Annotated in this window: 26 protein-coding genes; all 26 read right to left on the bottom strand. The window is 29.5% G+C overall.

The annotated features are described in order from the left end of the window. Nucleotide 1: 1 nt before the first annotated feature. Entirely contained in the window at nt 2-1,843 is a 1,842-nt protein-coding gene (locus OW729_RS13415; RefSeq protein ID WP_268062044.1) for a fused FliR family export protein/FlhB family type III secretion system protein, read from the bottom strand. Nucleotides 1,844-1,854: 11 nt separating this feature from the next. Continuing rightward, nucleotides 1,855-2,124 carry a flagellar biosynthesis protein FliQ gene (gene fliQ, locus OW729_RS13410; RefSeq protein WP_268062042.1) on the bottom strand — a complete coding sequence of 90 codons (270 nt, stop codon included), beginning with the start codon at nt 2,122-2,124 and terminating at the stop codon, nt 1,855-1,857. Between the two features lie 10 nt (nt 2,125-2,134). Further along, nucleotides 2,135-2,908 carry a flagellar type III secretion system pore protein FliP gene (gene fliP / locus OW729_RS13405; RefSeq protein WP_268062041.1) on the bottom strand — a complete coding sequence of 258 codons (774 nt, stop codon included), beginning with the start codon at nt 2,906-2,908 and terminating at the stop codon, nt 2,135-2,137. Beyond that, on the bottom strand, nt 2,908-3,261 hold the full coding sequence (gene fliO, locus OW729_RS13400) for a flagellar biosynthetic protein FliO (RefSeq protein WP_268062040.1): 354 nt from the start codon (nt 3,259-3,261) through the stop codon (nt 2,908-2,910). The genes fliP and fliO overlap by 1 nt, the downstream gene beginning before the upstream one ends. A 16-nt stretch (nt 3,262-3,277) precedes the next feature. Further along, nucleotides 3,278-3,763 (bottom strand): flagellar basal body-associated FliL family protein, encoded by a 486-nt coding sequence (locus OW729_RS13395; protein ID WP_268062039.1) that lies wholly within the window; start codon nt 3,761-3,763, stop codon nt 3,278-3,280. A gap of 1 nt (nt 3,764) precedes the next feature. Next, on the bottom strand, nt 3,765-4,502 hold the full coding sequence (locus OW729_RS13390) for an OmpA family protein (protein ID WP_268062038.1): 738 nt from the start codon (nt 4,500-4,502) through the stop codon (nt 3,765-3,767). Beyond that, on the bottom strand, nt 4,495-5,301 hold the full coding sequence (locus OW729_RS13385) for a motility protein A (protein WP_268062037.1): 807 nt from the start codon (nt 5,299-5,301) through the stop codon (nt 4,495-4,497). The genes OW729_RS13390 and OW729_RS13385 overlap by 8 nt, the downstream gene beginning before the upstream one ends. Before the next feature lie 12 nt (nt 5,302-5,313). Next, nucleotides 5,314-5,505 (bottom strand): flagellar FlbD family protein, encoded by a 192-nt coding sequence (locus OW729_RS13380; RefSeq protein WP_268062036.1) that lies wholly within the window; start codon nt 5,503-5,505, stop codon nt 5,314-5,316. Nucleotides 5,506-5,714: 209 nt separating this feature from the next. Beyond that, nucleotides 5,715-7,157, bottom strand: coding sequence for a flagellar hook protein FlgE (locus tag OW729_RS13375; RefSeq protein WP_268062035.1), 1,443 nt, complete (start codon nt 7,155-7,157; stop codon nt 5,715-5,717). 73 nt (nt 7,158-7,230) lie between these two features. Beyond that, nucleotides 7,231-7,626: a TIGR02530 family flagellar biosynthesis protein gene (locus OW729_RS13370; RefSeq protein WP_268062034.1), complete on the bottom strand. Its 396-nt coding sequence runs from the start codon at nt 7,624-7,626 to the stop codon at nt 7,231-7,233. 13 nt (nt 7,627-7,639) lie between these two features. Beyond that, on the bottom strand, nt 7,640-8,410 hold the full coding sequence (locus tag OW729_RS13365; protein ID WP_268062033.1) for a flagellar hook capping FlgD N-terminal domain-containing protein: 771 nt from the start codon (nt 8,408-8,410) through the stop codon (nt 7,640-7,642). Between the two features lie 15 nt (nt 8,411-8,425). Beyond that, a complete protein-coding gene (locus OW729_RS13360) occupies nt 8,426-9,853 on the bottom strand; it encodes a flagellar hook-length control protein FliK (RefSeq protein WP_268062032.1) in 1,428 nt (475 codons plus the stop codon). Between the two features lie 16 nt (nt 9,854-9,869). After that, a complete protein-coding gene (fliJ, locus tag OW729_RS13355) occupies nt 9,870-10,310 on the bottom strand; it encodes a flagellar export protein FliJ (protein WP_268062031.1) in 441 nt (146 codons plus the stop codon). A gap of 182 nt (nt 10,311-10,492) precedes the next feature. Beyond that, nucleotides 10,493-11,803 (bottom strand): flagellar protein export ATPase FliI, encoded by a 1,311-nt coding sequence (fliI, locus tag OW729_RS13350; protein WP_268062030.1) that lies wholly within the window; start codon nt 11,801-11,803, stop codon nt 10,493-10,495. Between the two features lie 131 nt (nt 11,804-11,934). After that, the gene (locus OW729_RS13345) at nt 11,935-12,705 is read right to left on the bottom strand and encodes a FliH/SctL family protein (protein WP_268062029.1); all 771 of its coding nucleotides are present in this window, start codon (nt 12,703-12,705) and stop codon (nt 11,935-11,937) included. Next, nucleotides 12,689-13,702, bottom strand: coding sequence for a flagellar motor switch protein FliG (gene fliG, locus OW729_RS13340; protein ID WP_268062028.1), 1,014 nt, complete (start codon nt 13,700-13,702; stop codon nt 12,689-12,691). The genes OW729_RS13345 and fliG overlap by 17 nt, the downstream gene beginning before the upstream one ends. An 8-nt stretch (nt 13,703-13,710) precedes the next feature. Beyond that, on the bottom strand, nt 13,711-15,270 hold the full coding sequence (gene fliF, locus OW729_RS13335) for a flagellar basal-body MS-ring/collar protein FliF (protein WP_268062027.1): 1,560 nt from the start codon (nt 15,268-15,270) through the stop codon (nt 13,711-13,713). A gap of 17 nt (nt 15,271-15,287) precedes the next feature. After that, complete coding sequence (gene fliE / locus OW729_RS13330; protein ID WP_407647682.1) at nt 15,288-15,599, bottom strand: flagellar hook-basal body complex protein FliE; 312 nt, start codon at nt 15,597-15,599, stop codon at nt 15,288-15,290. A 13-nt stretch (nt 15,600-15,612) separates the two neighbouring features. Beyond that, entirely contained in the window at nt 15,613-16,044 is a 432-nt protein-coding gene (gene flgC / locus OW729_RS13325; protein WP_268062026.1) for a flagellar basal body rod protein FlgC, read from the bottom strand. 1 nt (nt 16,045) lies between these two features. Then, complete coding sequence (gene flgB / locus OW729_RS13320) at nt 16,046-16,450, bottom strand: flagellar basal body rod protein FlgB (RefSeq protein ID WP_268062025.1); 405 nt, start codon at nt 16,448-16,450, stop codon at nt 16,046-16,048. Between the two features lie 769 nt (nt 16,451-17,219). Further along, complete coding sequence (locus tag OW729_RS13315; RefSeq protein WP_268062024.1) at nt 17,220-18,074, bottom strand: flagellin N-terminal helical domain-containing protein; 855 nt, start codon at nt 18,072-18,074, stop codon at nt 17,220-17,222. Nucleotides 18,075-18,295: 221 nt separating this feature from the next. Then, nucleotides 18,296-19,993, bottom strand: a complete 1,698-nt coding sequence (locus OW729_RS13310) for a methyl-accepting chemotaxis protein (protein ID WP_268062023.1) — start codon at nt 19,991-19,993, stop codon at nt 18,296-18,298. Nucleotides 19,994-20,332: 339 nt separating this feature from the next. Further along, nucleotides 20,333-21,115, bottom strand: a complete 783-nt coding sequence (locus tag OW729_RS13305) for a response regulator (protein ID WP_268062022.1) — start codon at nt 21,113-21,115, stop codon at nt 20,333-20,335. 232 nt (nt 21,116-21,347) lie between these two features. Continuing rightward, nucleotides 21,348-22,169, bottom strand: a complete 822-nt coding sequence (locus tag OW729_RS13300) for a flagellin (RefSeq protein WP_268062021.1) — start codon at nt 22,167-22,169, stop codon at nt 21,348-21,350. 14 nt (nt 22,170-22,183) lie between these two features. Next, complete coding sequence (locus OW729_RS13295) at nt 22,184-22,360, bottom strand: YjfB family protein (protein WP_268062020.1); 177 nt, start codon at nt 22,358-22,360, stop codon at nt 22,184-22,186. Nucleotides 22,361-22,498: 138 nt separating this feature from the next. Continuing rightward, nucleotides 22,499-23,347 (bottom strand): methyl-accepting chemotaxis protein, encoded by an 849-nt coding sequence (locus OW729_RS13290; protein WP_326498378.1) that lies wholly within the window; start codon nt 23,345-23,347, stop codon nt 22,499-22,501. Between the last annotated feature and the right edge of the window lie 39 nt (nt 23,348-23,386).

The following is a 23,386-nucleotide window of genomic DNA, read 5'->3' as shown; positions in this document are numbered from 1 at the left end:
TCTACTTTGTCTTTTTTATTTTATATACCAGCACTAGAATTTCCGCTACTGCTTGGTACATTTCTTCAGGGATCTCAGAATTGATTTCCACCTGGTTGTATATTAATCTTGCTAGAGGCTTATTTTCAATAATAGGTATATCATTTTCTTTCGCTTTTTCTTTTATCTTTATGGCTATATAGTCACTTCCTTTAGCTAATAAAAGAGGTGCTCCCATTTTTCCTTCCTCATACTTTAGGGCAACTGCAATATGAGTAGGATTAGTAATTACTACTGATGCATCTGGAACTTGTTGCATCATTCTTCCCATAGCCATTTCTCTTTGCTTTTGTCTTATTTTTGACTTTATTTGAGGATCTCCTTCTTGCTGCTTATATTCTTCTTTTATTTCTTGCTTACTCATCCTCATATCTTTCTTAAATTGATACTTTTGATAAATAAAATCTATTAAAGCTATTCCTATCATTACAAGTGTTATTCTAAAAAAAATATTTTTAGTAAGATCTAATACAGTTTCTATAATAACTGAAAACTTTAGATTTCCCATATTTAATATTTTATCAAAATTACCCTTTAAAAAATTAAATCCTACTATTCCAACTATAGAAATTACAGCTATATCTTTAATAAGCTCCATAATTGTTCTCATAGAAAACATTTTTTTAAATCCATTTATAGGATTTATTTTTGATAACTGTGGTTTTATTGGCTCCGTTGATTTAATAAAACCTGTCTGAATTATATTAGCTCCTGCCCCTATAATCATTATAGGAACTACTATAGGAAGTAATACAGAAGCTATTTTTATAGTAATAAGTATTGTTAGCCCATATAAACTACTGGAATCTAGATTCATATTTAAATATGATCCTAAAAAACTTACTATATTATCTTTAAAAGCTCCTATAACATATTCCCCTAAAGTTATTATTATAATAGTCGAAGCTAATAGGGTAAGAGCTGAATTTACTTCTTTACTTTTAGCTACTTGTCCCTTCTTTTTTGCTTCATTTAATTTATGGGGAGTAGCGTCTTCTGTCTTATCGCCGCTGTCACCACTAGCAAAAACTATGACAAGAGGTACAACTTTGTAAATTTCTCTTATAAAACTAGGTATATTTCCAAAACCATTAGAAATAAGTTTGTAGAATATAGGTAGTGATAACGAAATAACACTTAGTCCTAATAGAATTTTTATTGGAAGTCCTAAAATCATTACATTTAATTGAGGTACAGTTTTAGCTACAAGAGCTAAAGTTAAGTCTGTTAATATAATTATCAATATTATTGGTATTGCTATTCTCAATCCTAATTCAAAATATTTTATAAATACTTGTACAATAATCATTGCACTTTTTTGAGATAAAATAAAATTACCTAAATGTACTACACTGAAACTCTCTATTAATTGTTTAATTAACATATGATGTCCATCAACAGTTAAAAATATTATTAAACTAAACCAATACAACATCCTTTCTATAAGAGTTGCATTACTATTAGAATTTGGATCAAACATAGACATCATAGCAAAGCCGATTTGCATATCCATCAAAGACCCTGCGTATCTTATACAGTTAAAACAAAGATTTACAATAAATCCAAAAGTTAACCCTGTGCCGATTTCAGCTATAACAGCTGTTAGTAAAACAAAATTATTATTTATTAAATTTACACCTGAATGATCTATTCCTGGCATAATTATAAAAGCAATGATTGCTGGAAGAGTTCCTTTTACTAAATACGGTGTACCACTAGGATAAAATGCAGGTACAACTTGAATAAAAGCAAACAACCTAATAAAAATCAAAAGAAAAGCTGTAAAATATACTGTATCTATCAAATCTATCCCACCTAAGCCGTAATAGTAGAAATAATATCAAATATTCTTTGTGTAAAACTCATTACTGTATGTTGCATAAATCTAGCTGTTAAAAGTCCAACTAAAGCAACTGCAATAAGTTTTGGAACAAAAGTCAATGTCTGTTCCTGTATTTGAGTTGTAGCTTGAAAAATACTTACAATAAGTCCTACAACTATAGATACAATCAATATGGGTGCAGCCGCTTTCATTCCTGTCATTATTGCATCTTTTAAAATTCCAATAACCATTTCTTCACTCATTTAAAACACCTCACGAATAACTCATAATTAAAGATTTAACAAGAAGATACCATCCATCCACCATTACAAATAACAATATTTTAAAAGGCAAAGAAATCATAACCGGTGGAAGCATAAACATTCCCATAGACATAAGAACACTTGCTACCACAATATCAATTATTAAAAATGGAATAAATAATAAAAATCCAATTTTAAAAGCAGTTTTAAGCTCACTTATTATAAAAGCTGGAACTACTATGTATAAAGGAGCATTTTGTTCATTTAAATTTGTCTTGTCTATCTTTGATATTTCTACAAATAATTCTAAATCCTTTTTTCTTGTTTGTTTTAACATAAAATCTCTTAATGGCTTTGAACTTTTTTCAATAGCCTGCTGTTGATTTATTTTATTTTCTAAAAAAGGTTTAACAGCATCATTGTTTATTTTACTATATGTAGGTGCCATTATGAAAATAGTTAAAACTAGGGCAAGTCCAACCAATACTTGACTAGGAGGTGCTTGCTGTGTCCCAAGAGCATTCTTCATGAATCCAAATACAACAATTATTCTAGTAAAGCTTGTCATCATAACTATAAAGGAAGGTAATAGTGATATCACTGTAAGCATAATTAAGAGCTTTATGTTATCTACATACTCCTTTGGTGTTGATGCTTTATCTACAGAAATGTTTATTTTAGGAACAGATATTGTACTTGGCTCTGCATAAGCATTAATTTTAGTTAAAAATAATATAGTAAATAATGATACCAATATTATTAAAACAGTTTTATTTTTTCTCATTATTTATCTTCCTTTTTAAATTTCAGTTTTGTAATAACTTCTTTAAAGTTTGGATTAGTATTCAAATTTTTATCTTCCTCGATTTTCTTTATTTCATTTTCATCTAATTCTCTTAAAATCTCCACTCTACCTTGGGCAGAAGATATTAAATATCCTTTTTCTCCTATTTTAGTAATTAATATAGCATTATCTTTAGACAAAGGCATTCTATCTAATATTTTCATATATCTGCCATTTTGTAAACTTTGAAGTTTTTCTCCCCCATACTTACTAAAAAGGTATATCAGAAATATTATAAACGGTAAGAAAATAATTACTTGGATAAAAGCTCCTATAGTATCCTTTGTTCCCATATAATATCACTACTTCCTATTGAACTAATATATCTGAAAAATAAATATCTGTTATTTCACCCTTTTTTAAAAACGGATTGATTTTTTGCTTTATTTCTTCTTTCATTTTTTGAATACCGCTATCTGTAAATTCTTCTGGTTTTTTGTTTCTTAGTATTGAATTGATGTTATCTCTTAAAATAGCTTTCTTATCTGTCAATTCTTCTTCAAATTTTTTATCTTGTTTTTCACCTGCATAACCTACAAATATCTTAGCTTTAATAAATCTTTGAGCATTCTCTGCTTTTAAGTTTACTAAAAATTCATCTAATGCAAAAGTTCTTTTGTTAACTACTTCACTTTTTACAACATTTATCTTAGTTTTTTGAGAGTTTAGTTTTGTTGAAACATAGTATCCACCAAAAGTTCCCCCTCCAACAAGAACTGCAGCAAGTAAAACGATAATTATAACTTTAAGTACATTTCCTTTTTTACCAGTTTCTTTATTTGTTACTTCGCTCATATTATTTCTTCTCCTTTTCCCCTGCTGTAATTAGTATATTAACTCTTCTATTTTTTGCTCTATTAGTATCATTATTGTTTTGTGCTATAGGACGATATTCTCCATAACCAGCTGCCTGAAATCTTTTAGGGTTTTGTCCCTTCACTTCTACAAAATATTTTAAAACATTAACAGCTCTTTGAGTAGATAACTCCCAGTTACTAGCATACTTATAATTTCTAATAGGAACATTATCTGTATGTCCCTCTACTATAATTTCATTTGGAAGTGTAGCTAAAAGAGAATTAATTTTATCTAATATTGGCTTACTGCTTTCCTTAATATCAGCTTCTGCGGTATCAAACAAAACATTATCTTTAAGTTCCATTACTACCCCTCTACTGTCTTTACGTATTTCAATTGTATCTTTTAATTTATTACTATCTACAAAGGATTTAATTTTATTATACATACTTTCTTTTTCGGTATTTCCAGTTTGCTTTGGTCCCATATCTACAGGCGAACCTGTAACAGGAACATCTCCTGAAGTATTCATTTCCAATATTGATGTAGCGTTGTTTCCTGTTAAAACAGAGTTCATTGAAGCAGCTATCTGCTGAAATTTAGTTTGATCTACCATTGAAAAAGCATAAAGCAGTACAAAGAATGTCATTAGCAATGTTATAGTATCAGCATAAGTTGCCAACCAATCATTATTTTCTTTTGGTTCTTCTTGCTGATTTTTGTTTCTTCTAGACATCTTCTCCCACCTCACCACTTGATTGAATTTGAAGGAATTTCTTCTTATCCTCTGGGTTCAAGTATGAAACAAGCTTTTCTTCTACTATTCTAGGGTTTACTCCTGATTGTATAGCAAGTACACCTTCCACTATCATTTCACGAAGAGTTGCTTCTACACCACTTTTATACTCTAAATTGCCTGCTGTAGGATTTAATATTAAACTTGCTAGTAATGAACCATAAAATGTTGTTATAAGTGCTTTACTCATTCCTGGACCAAGAGCAGCTGGATCATTAAGATTAGCAAGCATCTGTATAAGTCCAATAAGAGTACCTAACATACCAAAAGCAGGAGCGAATCCTCCCCATGTTCTAAAAATTGATGCACCCACTTTATGTCTTTTTTCCATTTCTCCAATTTCTAGTTCCATTATATCTCTTATGGTTTCTGGCTCCAATCCATCAACTACCATTTGAAGTCCCTTTTTCAAGAAATTATCATCTATTTTTTCTATATCTTCTTCAAGAGATAATAATCCTTCTCTTCTTGCCTTCTTTGACACATCTGAAAACTTGTTTATTATATCTAATCCAGACATACCATTTTCTTTAAAAGATTGAATTATTACCTTACCTACTCTCTTAAATTCTGCCATTGGATATGCAATCAAAAGTGCTCCAAAAGATCCCCCAACAGTAATTGCTATAGAAGATGGGTCAACAAACATGCTTACTGTTCCACCACTTAACATACCAAAAACAACCAATCCAAATCCAAGTACTAACCCTACCAGCGTAAGTACATCCTGTCTCTTCATTCCAAATTCCTCCTATAAGCCTAGCGTGAAAATTTTTCTTTTGTACTCCACAACTTTATTAAGAACTTCCTCATTAGATTCAAGTACAATATATTTCTTCCCATTTGTTAAAGTTATTAGGGTTTCAGGTACTTCTTCCATTTTTTCAATATGATCTGCATTTAAAAACATTTCCTTATGGTTTAATCCTGTAAGTTTTATCATAAAAACACCCCTTTTTAGGTGCTAGGGTGTTTTAGTTTGTATAACACTAAAAAAACACCCTAGACTTTATTTTTTTAATTACTAATCTTTAGTTGATAAAAACTTTTGTAATTCTTTTAGTTATTAGTTGCTAGCAACTATTGATTGCTCTTCTTAGCCTTTTCCCCTAGAACTTAGTATTTAATTTAATCCTAGTTCGAACCTAAAAACTACCTTTTTAAGTTGATAATATCTTGAAGAATTTCATCTCCTGTAGAAATCATTTTTCCTGCTGCTTGGAAAGCTCTTGTTGTAACTATCATATCTGTAAATTGTTCCGCTAAGTCAATGTTTGACATTTCAAGCATTCCCTGAAGCATATCTCCATATCCATCTCCATTATCATAAGCAGGATCTGAGCCTATTCCGCTTCTCAATATAGGTTGTCCTGAGTTCGCACTGTTTTGAAGCATATTCTTTCCAAGCTTAGTTAAACCAGCTGGATTCTTAAAAGATGCCGTAGCAATTTGTCCAAGAGCACTAACAGTACCATCATCAAGAACTGCTTTTAGTATTCCATCTTTTTCTATAGAAAAACTTCTAATTTTTTTGTCTCCTTCTGCTCTTAGATTAAATGACCAGCTATATTTTGTTTTATCAGTTTCCATTTTAGTTTCATCTGGTGCTGTTGTAGTTATTTTACTTCCGTTTAATAAATCTTTCAAAGCAGCTTTTTCATCAGCATTTAATATAGTTGAAGAATCAATATTTGAATCATCTACATCTGTCGCTGCTTCTATATAAGTGTTTTTCCCATTTATAAATACCATCCAACCTTTATCATCTGTTGCACTATCCTTATCTTTATCTGTATACTTTACTTCTATATTTATATCTTTTTTCCCCTTAAAAACACCATCTGTTTTTATTGTAGGATACCCTTCCATTCCTGACTTTGTATTATCAGTATCAAATATACTTTTATCCGCTGAACCAGTATAGTTCATTTCTTTAGCCTGAGCAGAAATATTATCAGCTTTAACATGAACACTATCTGGTATTCTTAAAGGAACTAAATTTCCTGAATTTATTAACCCATATTCGCTGTCAGAATCTACAAAATTTACGTATCCATTAGCATTATAGTCTATACTTAAAGCATCTGCATTAGTTCCACCATTTTCTCTTAAAGCATATCCCATAACTCTATATCCATCTGAAGTTAAAAGGTTTCCTTCATGGTCAAGAGCTAATGCACCATCCCTTGTAAAACTTACTTCAAAATTTCCTCCACTCATAGTATGACTAGCTTGATCTACTGAAATTCCGCCAGCGTTACTATCTGGAAGTGGTCCTCTTGCAACTACAAAGTATCCTGTTCCGTCCATTGCTACATCTAGGTTTCTGCTTGTTGGCTGCATCATACCTTGGCTTACTATAGTATCTATACCTGATACTTGAACTCCAAGTCCTACTTGTCTTGGGTTTACACCACCGGTATTTCTTCCTGGTCCTAAAGCTTGAGATACATTTTGACTAAGCATATCTTGAAATCTTACCCTTGACCCTTTAAAAGCTGTTGTTCCTACATTTGATATATTATTACCAGTTACATCTAATTTAACTTGATTAACCTTCATTCCACTAATTGCCGAATACATAGATCTTAACATTTATAAAAACCTCCCACTTTTTTTAATCTCCAACTCTGTCATTCATTGGAGCTTGGCTTCCTTTCGGTCCAGCCTATAATAAAACTACACTATCTATGTTAGTAAAAACATTTCCTTTACTGCTTTCTTTGTCTACAGCAGTTATTATTGTTCTGTTTTTTATACTTGTAACTAAGGCCATATTTTTATATATAATCAATGAATCTTTAGACCCTTTCTCATTCGCCTTGTTTATTCCTTCATTAATAGTTTTCATGTCATTTTCATCTAACTCTATATTTCTATCTTTTAGTCTTTGCGCTGCATGATTAGATATAGTAAGATTACACTGCTTGTCTATTTCTTTATTAAATATATTTTGAAAGGTATTTCCCTTAATTTTACTTTCTTGTCCTTGCACTTTAGGCTTTATATCTTGCTGAAAACTTCCAACTTGATATACTTTACCATTTAAAACTCTATATCCCATATTACCACCAACTCTAGCTTAGGATTTTAGATACATCATCAAACAAGAACTCTTTCTCTTTTCCTGTTTCATCTAAAATAACATTTACTTTTACTCCTTCTTTTGTCTTGTAAACTTCTTTTACAGTTCCTGAATACTTAACTTCTTTATACTTATCTTCGCCCTCTTTAGCATCTTTATTTTCTTCATAAGTTGTCAATTGAACCTTTTTATTAACTATACTGGTTGCAGACATAAAATTCATATTATTATTCAAATAAGCAAAATGGTCTTTTAAGTATTGTAAAAGTACAGTATCATCTGCTGGCACATTTAAAACATCAGAAAGATCTTTATAGTCAAATTCCTTGTCTTCATAATCGATAATTTTTTCGCCTCTATACTTAGGAACATTAACCATTAATTTTATATTATCACCTTGCTTAGTAACATTTGTTACTCTACCGCCATACTGATGTCCCCAATCGTCATAAGCACTTAAAGCTACTGTTTTACCAACTAAACTAGAAGCTGAGTTAAAACTCATTGTGCCATTTAAATTTGCCATTTGTTCAAGACTTGCAAATTGGGCAAATTGTGAAATATATGCAGTAGAATCTTTAGCATTTGTAGGATCTTGATTTGTAAGTTCCGCAGTAAGGATTTTTAAAAAAGCATTTTTGTCAAGTTCATTCCCTTTTTTTACTATTCTAGTTCCCTTACTAGTTGCATTATTAGATTTTTCTACTTCAAATCCTCTTTTAGCTATAATTGTTCCATTTCTAGTTTTACTTACTTCTGCCATAATTTATCCTCCTACTTATACAAAGGCATTTACACTATTGCTATCTACAGTATTTGAACTTTCAACATTGATTGTATCTTCTTCATTTAATGCAATGTTAGAATTACTTCCTTTGCTAGATCCTTGTTGATTTTCATGTTTATTTTTTTCATTGCTAAAGAAAGTAGTGTCTCCATTATATATGTCTATAGTAAAGTTTTGAATTTTAATTCCATCATCTGATAGCTTACTATTAAGTTCACTGTAGTTTGTGTTAAGTAAATTGTATGCCTCCTTGTTATGTGCAGTTATATTTGCTTTCATAGCACCATTTTCCATAGTAACTCTTATAATCAGTTGCCCTAATTCCTTAGGGTTTATTTTTACAGTCATTTCTTTTAAGTTATTTAACTGCATAAACTTAACATCTTTCACTAAATCTTCAACTAAGTTTTTTGAATTAACAACGCCTAAATTTTTGGAATCTACTTCTACTATAGGATTAATACCCTGTGTCTTGTTTATTCTACCCATGTAGTTTATAACTCTTTGGAATTGAGGTTTGTCATCATCTTTATCAGAAAAAGCTAGTTTTTTTAGAATATCACTTTCAGAATCACTTTCATCAAAACCTTCTGCTAAAGTTTCGTTATTCTTTTCACTTAGATTTAAGTTTAAATCAGATTTATTGTCTTTTGTGTTACTAATTAAAGTTTCACTTAAATCTAAGGATTTCTCCTTTAAATCTAAGGATTTCTCCTTATTATTTAACCCTTCTAACCTATCTTTCAATACTTTTATAATTTGATTCTTAAAATCTGATTTTTCTGAAGTATTAATAGAAGGTAATTTAACTATCATCTCAAAGATTTCTGATAAAGGTTTTTCCTCCATCTTTTTGAAATTAAATTGACTACCAAAATCATTCTTCATTATTTGAAGAATATCACTTTTTATTTTGCTAATACCTTCAGAGCCTATAGATGCATTAATTTGATTAAGTATCTCACCATTAGATTGTTTTAATATTTTTTGTATGAGATCTAAATCAATCTTTACTTCTCCATTAAGCATTTTTTCTAAAAGGCTTGCTAAATTATTAATATAATCTTCTTTACTATTAGAGCTTTTAAGTTTTTCTATCTCAGTCTCTATAGTGTTTTCTTCACTTACATTTTTGTTTTTTACGTTTTTATCATCTGTTTTTTGAGAACTAGTACTTTCTGTTAATCTAACATCTTTTTCATCTGAATTCTCTTCATTTACATTCTTGTTTTCAACATTATTTTTATTCTGAATAGATCCTTTATTTTCAACAACATTTCTTTTTTCAATTGATGCTTTGTTGAAGAATTTTTCAAATTCCTTAGATGTAGAAGTTTTTGTATTAGTTTTAGCTGTATTACCTTTACCTACAGCAACTTCATTTATTGCTTGTACACCATTTAAAGATGTATTACTCATACCTTTTCACCTCCTTTCACACATATCTATTTTTTAAATTTCTTATAAATGAATAAAGAGCATACTCGTCATTGGCTTTTTGTTCAATTAAATTTTGCTCTTTAATATAAGCTTCTTTTTGTTTATCTTTTAAAATTTCTACAGTCTTTCTTTCTACTTGTTTTTGTTTTAAATCCTGCCTTTTTTCTTCTAGTATCTTTGATTTATTTTTAAGTTCATCATGGGTTTCACCAATTGAAAAATGAAGAGATGTACAATAATTTTGCCTTATTTTCCTCTCAACAACACTACATTCTTTTTTAAATTTAGAATATTTGTTATATTCATCTTTTAAAAAGTCCAATCTTTTTTCAACCTTATTTTTTTCATCTTGAGCTTTTTTAAAAATTCTCTTACTCTCTTCTTCTTTATCAGTTCTAATGTCAAGAACTTTTTGAAGCCTAAAATTAAATCCCAAACTCTTCACTCCCCACTTACCAATATCAAACAATTTTAATTTTGATAAATCTTTTTATCAATTACTCTAGATTTTTTTATTTTTTAATCTCTAATAACTAAATGACTCGACTCATCTCATCTAAAAGCTTGTCTAACCTTTTTAGTAATTAACAACTAGTAACTAGAAATTTTTTATATGTACTACTTAAACATTGTTTTTAATTTTGTAATACTTTCATCAAACTCACAGTGTTCTTCTATTCCTTGTTTTAAAAAGTTATTAATAAAATCAATATAATGTATAGCCATATCTACCTTTGGCGTACTTCCTTTAACATAAGCTCCTATATTTATTAAATCTTCAGAGTTTTTGTAAGTAGCTAATAAATCTCTTGCTATAGATGCAGCATCTTTATGGTCTTTCTCTGCAATTTCTGACATTAACCTACTTACACTACTTAAAATGTCTATGGCAGGATAATGGTTCTTTGCAGCTAAACTTCTAGATAAGACAATATGTCCATCTAAAATACCTCTAACTGCATCAGCTATTGGTTCGTTAAAATCATCCCCATCTACAAGTACTGTATAAAAAGCTGTAATAGAACCTTTATCTGACATACCTGACCTTTCCATTAATCTTGGAAGCATAGCAAAAACGGAAGGTGTGTATCCTTTAGTTGCAGGAGGTTCTCCTATAGCAAGTCCAATTTCTCTTTGAGCCATAGCAAATCTAGTAACAGAATCCATCATTAATATTACTTTTTTGCCCTTATCTCTGAAATACTCAGCAATTGCTGTAGCTGTAAAACATCCCTTAAGTCTAACTAAAGCTGGTTGGTCTGAAGTTGCACATACTATAATTGATTTTTTCAACCCTTCTTCTCCTAAGTCCTTTTCTAAAAAGTCCTTAACTTCTCTTCCTCTTTCTCCCACAAGAGATATTACATTTACATCTGCCTTAGCATCTCTCGCTATCATTCCTAAAGTAGTACTTTTACCAACACCACTTCCTGCAAAAATACCTATCCTTTGTCCCTCTCCACAAGTCAAAAATCCATCAATAGCTCTTATTCCTGTTGCGATTGGTTCTGTAATTCTTCTTCTTTTCAAGGGATCTGGTGGTGAAGTATCTAAGGCATATTCAACTCCTGTTTTTATCTCTTCACCATTTAAAGGTCTACCTAAACCATCTAATACCTTTCCAAATAACTCTTCTGAACACCTAACGCTTAATGGTTTTTTTAAAGGTACAACCCTACACCCGGGGGCTATTCCTTTGAGTTCACCAAGAGGCATTAATATTACATTATCTTCCTTAAATCCTACTACTTCACAAGTTATAGGTTTATTTTTTTCACTATATATATTACAAATTTCTCCTACAAAAGCCTTAATCCCCTCAACTTCTATAGTAAGTCCAATAACTTGTTTTACCATTCCTTCTACATATTTAAAATCCCACTCATTAATTTTATCCCTTAAACCTTGAAAATCCAGCGAAATATTCAAACTATCACTCCGTTCGCCTTTTTTAGTAACCACTTACCAGATTCTAGTAGCAGTATTAACTGAATCTCTGATTTGAAGAAATTCCGTCTCTCTTAACACATGGCAACTAGTCACTGGCATCTAGCTACTGATTACTGATCATTAGAAAACATTATTTCTTTAACCTTGTCTAAAGCCTTTATTGCATCAACTACTATTTTCCCATTTTCTCTTTGAATAATTGCAGAACCTTCATCTAAAGTATCGTCTGCTACTACAAAAACATCTCCATTAAAAACATTGCCACTTTTCCATATCTCAATTTTTGATTTAACATCATCTATATATTCACTTCTTGCTTTAACAATAACAGTTTTAGATTTCAAGTTTACTTCCATAGCATCTAAAATCATATTACCTATTGAATCTTTTTCCTTAATTTCTTTCTGAAGAATATTTTCCGCTATGGTAATAACTAAGTCTTTTACATCTTCTTTTTTTTCATCCAAGTAGTTTAAATAATCTTGATTAGCTTGAAAAAACATCTTGTCTATTTTTGCATTAGTTTCTTCTAATTCCATTTGGGCTTGTTTTGAGATGTTTTCATAATACTCATTAGCTTCACCCACACCTTTTTCATAAGCTTCTTTATAACCTGTTTCTAATCCCTCATCATAGCCTTTTCTATATGCATCTTCCTCTATTTGTTGAGCTTCATGATAAGCTCTAGAAATCAGTTCTTCACCTTGCTTTCTTGCATTTTCAAGCATAGTTCTTGCTAGCACTTCATAGTTTTCAATAAAATCCTTAGCATTCTTCTCTGCTAGTTCTTTATTTTTTTTACATACATATTCTGTGTTTATTTCTACCTTACCACTCTCAATAGTAGAATTACTTTTTATGACCCTAGACGATGATAGCATCTTCTCCACCCCTAGAAATAATTATTTCTCCTGCATCTTCTAATCTTCTTATTACACTAACAACTTTTTGTTGAGCTTTTTCAACATCCATAATTCTTACAGGTCCTAAGAATTCTATATCTTCTTTTAATGATGCAGCAGCTCTCTTTGATTGATTTCTAAATATAGCATTGGCAACTTCTTCTGAACATCCTTTTAATGCAAGAGAAAGATCTTTTGTCTCCACTTCTCGGAGTACTCTTTGTATAGATACATCATCCAATGAAATAATATCTTCAAATACAAACATAGATTGTTTGATTTTTTCTGCAAGTTCTGGATCTTCTCTTTCCAATCCTTCTGTAATATTTTTCTCAGTAGTTCTATCAACTTGATTCAATATATCAACTAACGTTTCAACTCCACCTATAATTGTCATATCTGTTCTAACTACTGAAGACAATTTACTATTTAGTACTTTTTCAATCTCTTTAATAACCATAGGTGATGTATTATCCATAGTTGCTATTCTAAAAGCTACCTCTGTTTGAATATCTTCAGGCAATTCAGCCATTATTTGACCAGCTTTATCTCCTTGAAGGTAACACAATATAAGTGCTATTGTTTGAGGGTGCTCATTAGATATAACATTTAGAAGTTGATGAGCATCGGCTTTTCTTGCTATTGCAAAAGGTCTATATTGTTGGGTAGCTTCAGATACCTTATCCAAGATTTCTTTAGCTCTTTGAGTTCCAAGCGCCTTTCCTAAAACATTTCTAGCATACTCAAAACCACCTTCTAGAATATAATCTTTAGCTTTATTCATCTCTATAAATTCTTCCAGAATTTCTGATCTTTGTTCCTGCTTTACTGATGTTGTATTAGCTATTTCATAAGTTATTTTTTGTATTTCATTATCAGATAATTTTTTAATAATCCCAGATGCTGCTTCTGGTCCAAGAGTTATGAATAGAATGGCAGCCTTTTGAATTCCGGTAAGTTTATTTTCCTTAGCCATATACTATATCACCTCTCATCTTCTGCCATCCAGGCTTTAATAATCTCAGCAACCTGCTCTGGCTTGTTTGATGCATATTTCTTTATTTCTTTTTCTAAATGAGTCTTTTCATTCTCATCGTCAAATTGAATTGGCTTTAAAGGTTCTTTTGGAGTTATATTTTCATCTACAAGGAAATCTATTCCTTGTGTTTCATCTTCTTGATTTCTCTTTCTTCTTGATTTTCTTACAAAAATAAATACCGCTATTAATGCTATTAATGCTGCTACTCCAGCACCTATATATTTATACATAAGCATTTTCTTTTGAGCCGCTTCTTCTTGCGCCTTCTTCTCCGCTTCTTTTTCAGGGTCATCTACTCCAACAAATTTCATTCCTTCAACACTTATGATATCTCCTCTGTTTTGGTCATAACCAATTGCAGCGGATACTGTGTTTTGTATCTTTGTTTTTGCATCATCACTTAAACTAGATTCATTAACAATTATAGATGCAGAAACTTTTTTAATCTTTCCTGGAGCTGCAACTACTTTTTCTTCCACCTTGCCAATTTCATAATTTTTTGTACTTTCTTCATGAGAAGAATTAGAAACTCCTCCATTACTACCATATGTATTAGACATATTGTTGTCTACAGGACTTCCACTATTTTTTGTTTGAGCATTTGTATTTGTATCTTTTACATTTTTTTCGCTTCTTACTACAGGTGTTTTATCCCATGCTGTAGAAGTCTTCTCTGAAGCATTAAAATCTGCCTCTACATCAACTGTGGCTTGCACACCGTTTCCATATTTTTGAGATAACAATGTTAAAATCTTTTTTTCGTATTCCTTTTCAAGATTTTTCTCATATTCTCTTTGCTTATCTGTAGCAGTTCCTAAAGTATTTTTTTCATCATCAAACAAGTCTTCACTTAAAACGGAAGTAGTACCATTTATTACACCTATTACTTTTACATTTTCTTTAGGTAAATTTTTAACACTGCCTCCAACAAGAGAAACTATAGCTTTTATTTGTTCTTTGTTTACCTTTTTCCCATTTTTAAAATGTAATGTTACAGAAGCTTGGGCAGGATCTTCTTTTTTAAAGAAATCACTTTCCTTATTCATAACAAGTTTAACATCTGCTTTTTCAACTTCTGGAAATGTTTCTATAGTCTTTTGAAGTTCTCCTTGAAGAGCAATTTGATATTTTGTATCCATTTCTTTATCTGTCATTCCCCATTTGCTTCCCTCATCTAATATCTCATATCCTTTAGCCCCATTTGTCAATACAGGAGCAATTTCCATCCTTAGTTCTGCTGCCTTTCCCTCTGGAACTTTTATAGTGTTATTCTCTATTTTATACTGTATCTTTTTTTCATTTAACTTAGCTAAAGCTGTTTGTGCATCATTAGGGTCCATATCTCTAAAGAGCACTGCATAATTGGTTTTATTAAAATAAACAATTAAATAAATAATTACTATAAGAATTCCTAAAGCTAGAGTTCCAAAAGCTATTTTTTTGCCTTTACTTAAACTCTTTATCTTATCTAACAGCTTCCCCACATTCTCCTTTAGCTTGTTCATTTATTCAGCACTCCTAACTATACTTGCATTCTATTTATCTCTTGGTAAGCCTCCAAAACTTTATTTCTTACTTGAACTGCAAGCTGGAGAGAAAGCTTTGCTTCTTCAGTTTTTAACATTACTTCATGTATATTATCATCTTCCCCTTTTATAAACTTATCTGTTAGATCTTCAGCCTCCAACTGTTTGTCATTAACCTTATTTAATTCTGATTTCAAAGCTTCACCAAAGCTAGAAATATTGCCTTCTTGTTCCATGTCATTTTGGATATCTTTTGAATTTATTTGAGTATAAAATGGTGTATTGGGTATAAAATCATTAATTTTCAAATTTATCTTCCTCCTATCTGCCTATTTCTAAAGCTTTTGAAAACATACTCTTCTCAGAATTCATTGCTGTAACATTAGCTTCATAAGCACGTGTTGCAGCTATCATATCAGCCATCTCGTTTAGAACATTAACATTTGGCATCATAACATATCCTTCTGCATCTGCATCTGGATGGGATGGATCATATACTTTTCTCAAAGGAGATTGATCTTCTTCAATTCCTACAGCCTTTACTCCTTTTAATTTAGTTCCATATTTATTATCTTCTTTATTTAATTCTTGCTCTAAATTTTCTTGGAACACAGCTACTTTTCTTCTATAAGCTTGCCCATCTTCTCCTCTTGTTGTTGAAACATTGGCAATATTAGCCGCAATAGTATCCATTCTTAGTCTCTCAGCTGAAAGACCACTAGCACTTATCCTAAAAGAATCAAAAGCACTCATATTATTTTCCTCCGTTTATAACATTTCTTTTCATAGATATTCTAGAATTTATTTGACTTATTAAAGCATTATATTTCAATGAATTAGCAGCTAGATTAGCCATTTCATTATCGATATCTACATTATTACCATCCATTCTCATACTATCTGATTCATCTCTCTGTTCTTCTATTTGTCCATATTCTTTTCCTTGATTTATATGTTTTTCGTTAGTTATTGTCATATTTATGTCATCTTGGGTATCTTTTAGAGTCTCTTCAAAAGTTACATAGCTCCTTTTGAATCCTTTAGTATTAACATTTGCTATATTGTTATCTATAACTTCATTTCTTTTTAGAGAGGCATCTAATGCCTTTTTTATAAGACTATACGTGTTTTCTTCTACAGAATTACTTCCAATCTTCAAAATATCAGCTCCTTATCTTATTTTCTACGGCAAACTCCAAATTATTTAAATTATCTGTGTTTTTTCTATTTTTTATTAAATTTTAACACATTATCTAATAAAATTTAATAAAAATTAATATATTTTTCAATAAAATTTAACACATTTCTTCTTATATCTGGAGTTCTTATAAATGTAATATGACAAATAGTAGTTTTTTCAAAATAATCATATTTTTATTATATAATATTTTCTCATTTTTTTAAATAGTTTTAATACAAATTTTATATTAAATTAAATTTCTCATTAAACTAAGCAGATTTTTACTCATTTTATAAAATCTTTGAGATTATTTATACTAATTTTCAAATTAATATATATTATTGCAAAATATCACATCAAAAAATAAAAGCCAGCACAATCAGACAAGTTACTTTCAAAGTAACTTAAACTAACCATGCTAGCTTACATATAGCTAAATATAACCATACTCTCTTTATGTACATACTAGTAATAGTAAATATCTATTTTATTTTTTAATTAATAATATTTATAAGAACCATATATAAAATTGATATATCTCTAGCTAAATAAAATCTTATTCTCTATCAATCATATCAACTTCCTTCAATATGGAAATAAACTCTTTATCCATTTAAATTTTACATTATTATCTAAAATAATTCAAGTTTAATTTAATATTTTTTTTATTTTATTTATAATTATTATTATAGATTTTAAAAAGCCATTAAAAAGTCTATTTATTCCATAAAAGAACTAGGTATATAAATTACCTAGTTCTCACATTTTCCAATACTTTTAATGCATCCTGAGGGAACTTGTTTGATTGAGCCATCATAGCATTTCCCGATTCTATTAAAATATTATCTCTAGCAAAGTTCATCATTTCTTCTGCTATATCAGAATCTCTTATTTTACTTTCAGCACCTTGCATACAAGTATATATCTCACTTATTTTATCATGACTACTTTCAAATCTATTACAAATAGCACCATATTTACTTCTAGCACTTAAAACACTATCTAGCGCTCCATCAATTATTGACAAAGATTCGTCTACGCCTAAATTGTTTAATCCAGAAGTATTTAAATCCTTAAGTGTTTTACTGCCATTTCCTATTTTTTCACAAGATAAATCAAACATGGGTATATCTACTTTTTCTCCAACATTAGCACCTATAGGCATAAAAAGACTTTTATCATCTGCATTACCATTTAGTAAATGAATACTATTGAATTCTGTATTTTTAGATATATCTTCAATTCCTTCAATAAGTTGATTAATCTCTTGTTGTATTGTTTCTTTATCTTGAGTATTATTTGCACCACTTCCTGCTTGCAAAGTAAGTTCTCTTATTCTTTGAAGCATAGAAGTCATCCCATCTAAACCACCCTCTGCTGTTTGAAGCATACTTATGCCATCTTGAGCATTCCTTTCAGCCATTTGTAGACCTCTTATTTGAATTCTCATTCTTTCACTATCAGCCAACTTAACAGGATTGTCTTTTGCACTATTTATCTTAGTTCCTGAAGAAATCCTTTCTAAAACACCACTTTGTCTTTGAAGTACTCTTTCATGTTCTCTATATATATTAAGTGATGCTAGGTTATGATTTAATCTCATTTTATCAACTCCAATAAATAAAAATTTTTATTAAAATAGCCATTACTTACATTATACAATGTAAGTAATTTCTTATACCTCCCTAGACATATCTACTTAAATAGACATTATTAAATTTATCGTTTATTAATTTTATTTCTTTAAAACATTTTTTCTATTCATTTATAAAAAACAACTCTTGTATGATATATAAATCCACAAGAGTTGTTTTTTCATTTTACTTATAGTTTAAATTTATTTATTTTTTCTAAAGTTGCTGCTGCCACTATTGATAATGTTTCTGAACTAGAAGCTACTTCTTCTGATGATGCATTCATTTCATGAGCAGAAGCTGAAATTTCTTCTGAAGAAGCTGAATTTTCTTCTGCTACCGCTGAAGCGCTTTCTACCTTACTTATAATATCATTTTTCTCAGAGTTTATTTTGTTTACTTCTGAATTTACACTTTCTATTAAAGGTAATATATTTTCTATTTCTTCTATAATATTTTTGAAAGAATCAATGGAATTATTTATTACTTCCGTTTGTTTTGTAAACTCTAGATTAACTTTTTCTGTATTATTTATAACTTCCTCTGTTTCATTAGAAATTACATTAATATGATTATTTATTTCTCCAAGAGAATTTTTACTTTGTTCTGCCAATTTTCTTATTTCTTCTGCTACTACTGCAAATCCCTTCCCCGCTTCTCCTGCCCTTGCTGCTTCAATAGCTGCATTTAATGCAAGTAAATTAGTTTGATCTGCAATATTATTTATCATATTAGTAATTTCGTTTATCTGTCTTACACTACTTCCTAATGAAGATATTTTACTGCTTACTTCTTTAAAAGCTTCTCTCATTTCACTAGAGGAATTAATTAATTCTAAAAGATTAGAATTGCTTGTACTAGCTAATCCATTTACATTTTTCGCATTTGAATCTACATTACTTATTGATATAACAATGTTATTTATTGATTCTCCAAAGTCACTTGCTAGTTGGGCTGTTTGAACAAGATCACCTGCTTGAGAAACAGACCCATCAGCAACACCTTCTATAGAATTTGCTACTTCTTGAGTAGTTGCTGTCATTTCTTCTGATATAGAAGATAAGGATATAGCGTTATCGTTTATCTTTTCCATATCATTTTTTATTTTTTTAAGTATTCCTGATATAGATTCTATAGTACAGGCAAGTTCTTTTTTCATAATTCCAAACTCATTATTTTCAGTTGTATCTATTCCTACTGTGAAATCTCCTGAAGATATAACTTTAAGAATATTAGTAAAATCTTTTATAGAATCCTTTATAATCTTAAATATTGTTAAAAGTATACAAACTACTATTACTGATGACAAAATAAGTACAACTATAAATATAGTTTTCATAGAATTAGATTGTTCGGTAGATTCTTTATAAAGCGCTTCTGCTAACTGTTTATTATAATCCATAGAATCTAATATGCTTTTTGATACATTTGTTCCAGCTTTACCATACTGCTGAGCAAAGCTAGTTTCAATTACTTGTCCACTCTTCTTTTTAGCTATTATTTGCTCTGCGCCTTTCATATATTCTTTGTAATTTTGCTTTGCAATTTTTAGAAACTCCTCTCCTTTTGCATCCTTTTTAACTTTTTCAAGGAGTTGTAAATTCTCTTTTATAGCTTTATCATTTTCTAATACAATATTTACTTCATCTTGGTTATATGGTCTATCTATAACCTTAGTAAGAGAATTTCTAAGCATTCCCATTTCAGCATTAATGTAGCCAAATATTTTAATATTATTCAATTTTTCTTCATATATAGCTTTAGTGTTATTTGTTAATTTGCTCATACCATAAAAACCTACGCCCGCTACAATAAAAGTACTCAAAAAAGCTATAATGCCTAAAATAACAATTCCTTGTGTGACTTTTAAATTTTTCTTTAATTTCATATTTAAGGTTCCTCCTGTATTTATTTTTATAAATACCAAAAATATCTTTTATTTTTAAATTGTTTTTAAATTAAATGAAATTTTTAAAAAATAATTTTACCATACTACATATTTCGTGTTTCAATTTCAAACCTTTATTGTATATCAAAAGTTATTTCCTAAATATTTGAAGTTCTATAAAATAACTGTAATTTGTAATAACTGTATTTTATATTTACAAAATTTATTAATTATTTAATAAATATATTGTTTTAAAAAATATATACTGCATGTAAATAATTCCCATCAAAATGGACATAAAAAAAAGACTTGCAAAAGCATGTCTTTGTAAAATCAAAGTTAATATCCCTGTGATGTTTCAAAAGTTTCTCCATGGTAACTGTAATGTCTTATGTTAGACTTTAATTTAGCTATAAATAAATTTTCATCTAAAGGTTTAGGTATATAGTCATCTGCTCCTGCATTTAAAACACTAGCCAAAGTCCTAGGATTATTAAGAGAGGTTACAGCTATAATTACAGCATCTTTGTTATTTCTTCTTATATCTCTTATAATATCTGTTCCAAACTCATCTTTAAGAATTATATCCACAAGATATACATCATATTTGTTTTTGCTCTTTATAAGTTCTTTTCCTGACTGATAATAATCAAAGTTATATATATCATATTTATTTAAAAGTTTTTCTTCTATAGCAGTTTCAAAAAAATTATCATCTATTATTGCCATTTCTACCTCTTTAAGGTACTTCATATTTCCCTGTTCTTCTAAAACATCATCTATACGCTCAGATACTTCATTCGCTAAATCACTTTTAAATATATAGTCACTAACCCCTAGATCAATTATTTTTTTCTTTTTATTATTAAGATTACCTCCTGTTAATGCAAAAATTGGAATCTTATCATTTATGTTTTTATTAACCTTAGTTACAAAATTTTCAACCTTTCCATCTTTTGCAGACAATGAAGTTATTATCAAATCTACATAAAATTTTTCTAGTATACTATAGGCTTCATTAAAGTTATTAGTGCACATGTATTGATAACCTTTTTTTCTCACCTGATCCTCTACAATATTACAAAAAAATTCGCTTTGTTCAATATGAAGTATCGTGTACATAGTAAATCTCCCCAATCTCTTTAATTTTTAGCTTTAAATTAAATTCATAACCTTATTAGAAATATTTACTATATTATCGAATATTTTTTATGAATATTTAATATTTTCTCATATTATAAAAATAATTAGAAGCCCTTAACTTTTAATAAATTCTTACTCTATATTAAAATTATAAACTAAGTGGAGTTTTACAATAAATAAGTATAAAAACAAGAAGTACCCTAAGGCACTTCTATGAAATCCATTTGTTAAGTACAGTATTTACATTTTCATTATTCAATTTTGCTGAAGTTAACATAGATTTATTACAATTTAATAGTACATTATTTTTAACAGATTGCATAAGAGCTGTTGCCATATTTACATCTTCCACTTGTGAAAGAGAGGCTGTTAAATTAATTTTTGCATTAGATACATCATTATAAGAATGTTGGAGATTATTTAAATGTCCCCCTAACTCTGTTCTATTACTAGTAATCCTATTTAAAGCTTCGTCAATCTTTCCATTGGCTTCATTGGAACTACCTACAGTACTTACATTAATATCATCTATTCCTAAAGCTATGCAAGAATTATCAGTTAGTGTTAAATCATAGCTAGCATACGGGTTATCTCTTATTTGTAAATTCAATGTTTTATCTTCATTTAAAAGCTTTATTTCATTAAATTCTGTATCATTTACTATTTTATCTATGCTTTCTTTAAGATTTTTAAATTCTTCTTCTATTGCTCCTCTATCTTCATCTGTTAATGTTCCATTAGCTGCTTGTACTGAAGCTTCCTTCATCCTGTGAAGAGTTTTTGTTATCTCCTCCATAGCACCGTCTGCTACTTGAATCATAGAAATACCATCTTGGATATTTCTCTCTGCCATGTCAATCCCTCTTACTTGAGCTTTAAAGCTTTGGCTTATAGATAATCCTGCTGAATCATCAGCAGCTCTATTTATTCTTTTTCCGGAAGATATCTTTTCTGTAAGTTCATTTTTAGCTGTCTTATTTTTAGTTAGCTTGCCAAAAGAATTTAAAAGGGATATGTTATTTGCAACAAACATACAATTCCCCCCTTTTAAGCTTGTGTATCAATGTGGTTTCCCAAATTAGGGTCACAAGATTTTTCCATCATTTCAGTCATTTCAGCTGCAATATCTTTACCTGTGTTCATAGCAAGTTTCATAACAGCTAATTGAGATGCCTGCATTACTTTAGCATTGTTTAAATTCATAGACATTCCTGCAATATCCATAATATTATCTCCTTGTTTTTATATTAGACTTCCTTGTCTGTGAAATATATCCTTTAATTATTATCGTAATTTTTTTTTAGAACTTAATTTAAAGATGTATTTTACGCCATACCTCTGCTGTTAATTTTCAATCAAACTCTATTTATATCTTTGAACAAAATTTTTCAAATCTTCAACTGTATTATTTATTTGATCAACATTTGCTAAAACTTCTTCTGTAACTGCTGCCTGTTCTTCACTAATTGCACCTATATTCCCTACGTTATTACTAATATGATTTATACTTCCATTCATTTCTTCAAGTATTTTTTCTATGTTTTTAACTGATTCTTGAGATTGTTCTGCCAACTTTCTCACTTCAGAAGCTACTACAGAAAAACCTCGTCCATATTCACCAGCTCTAGCTGATTCTATAGCAGCATTCAAACCAAGTAAATTTGTTTGTGCTGAAATATTTCTGATAAATTGCAAAATTTCAGCTGTATCACTCTTTTTATCGTTAAGTTTTCCAACCATTTCAATTGAACTTTGACCTGCATTTGCTAAATTGGTTGCTGATTCTGCAACTTGTCTTATACTTTTATTTACCTGTTCTGTAACTTCAGCTAACCCAGATACAGATTCTATAAGTCTTTTATTATTATTAAAGTCTATGCCTGAACTAAGAGTTCCTATAACTTCATTATTTATTCCATATATAGGAGTAAATATAGTTTTAATTTCTCTACCATATACTTCACGTGGAACATCAGCAAAAGTTTCCTTTTTATATTTAATACACTCTTTAATAGTGTCAATTCCCTCAATTGGTTTTCCTTCTGGTAAATCCAATTCAAAATCATTTGCTCTATGGTATCCAATATACTTTTCTAAGTCTGTTAATCCCACTACCATGTCATCATGTATAATTTTGTTAATGTAAGGTAATACAAGCTTAAATGCAGCCAATATTTCCTCATTTGTCTTAAAATCTTCGTTTACGCTCATTACTTATCCAACTCCCCTAAAAATTACTAAACTTTAAAC

The organism is Clostridium brassicae (assembly GCF_026738875.1).
Taxonomy (GTDB): Bacteria; Bacillota; Clostridia; order Clostridiales; family Clostridiaceae; genus Clostridium_H; species Clostridium_H brassicae.
The sequence above is the reverse complement of the archived record's forward strand: the minus strand, read 5'-3'. Positions and strand labels throughout refer to the sequence as shown.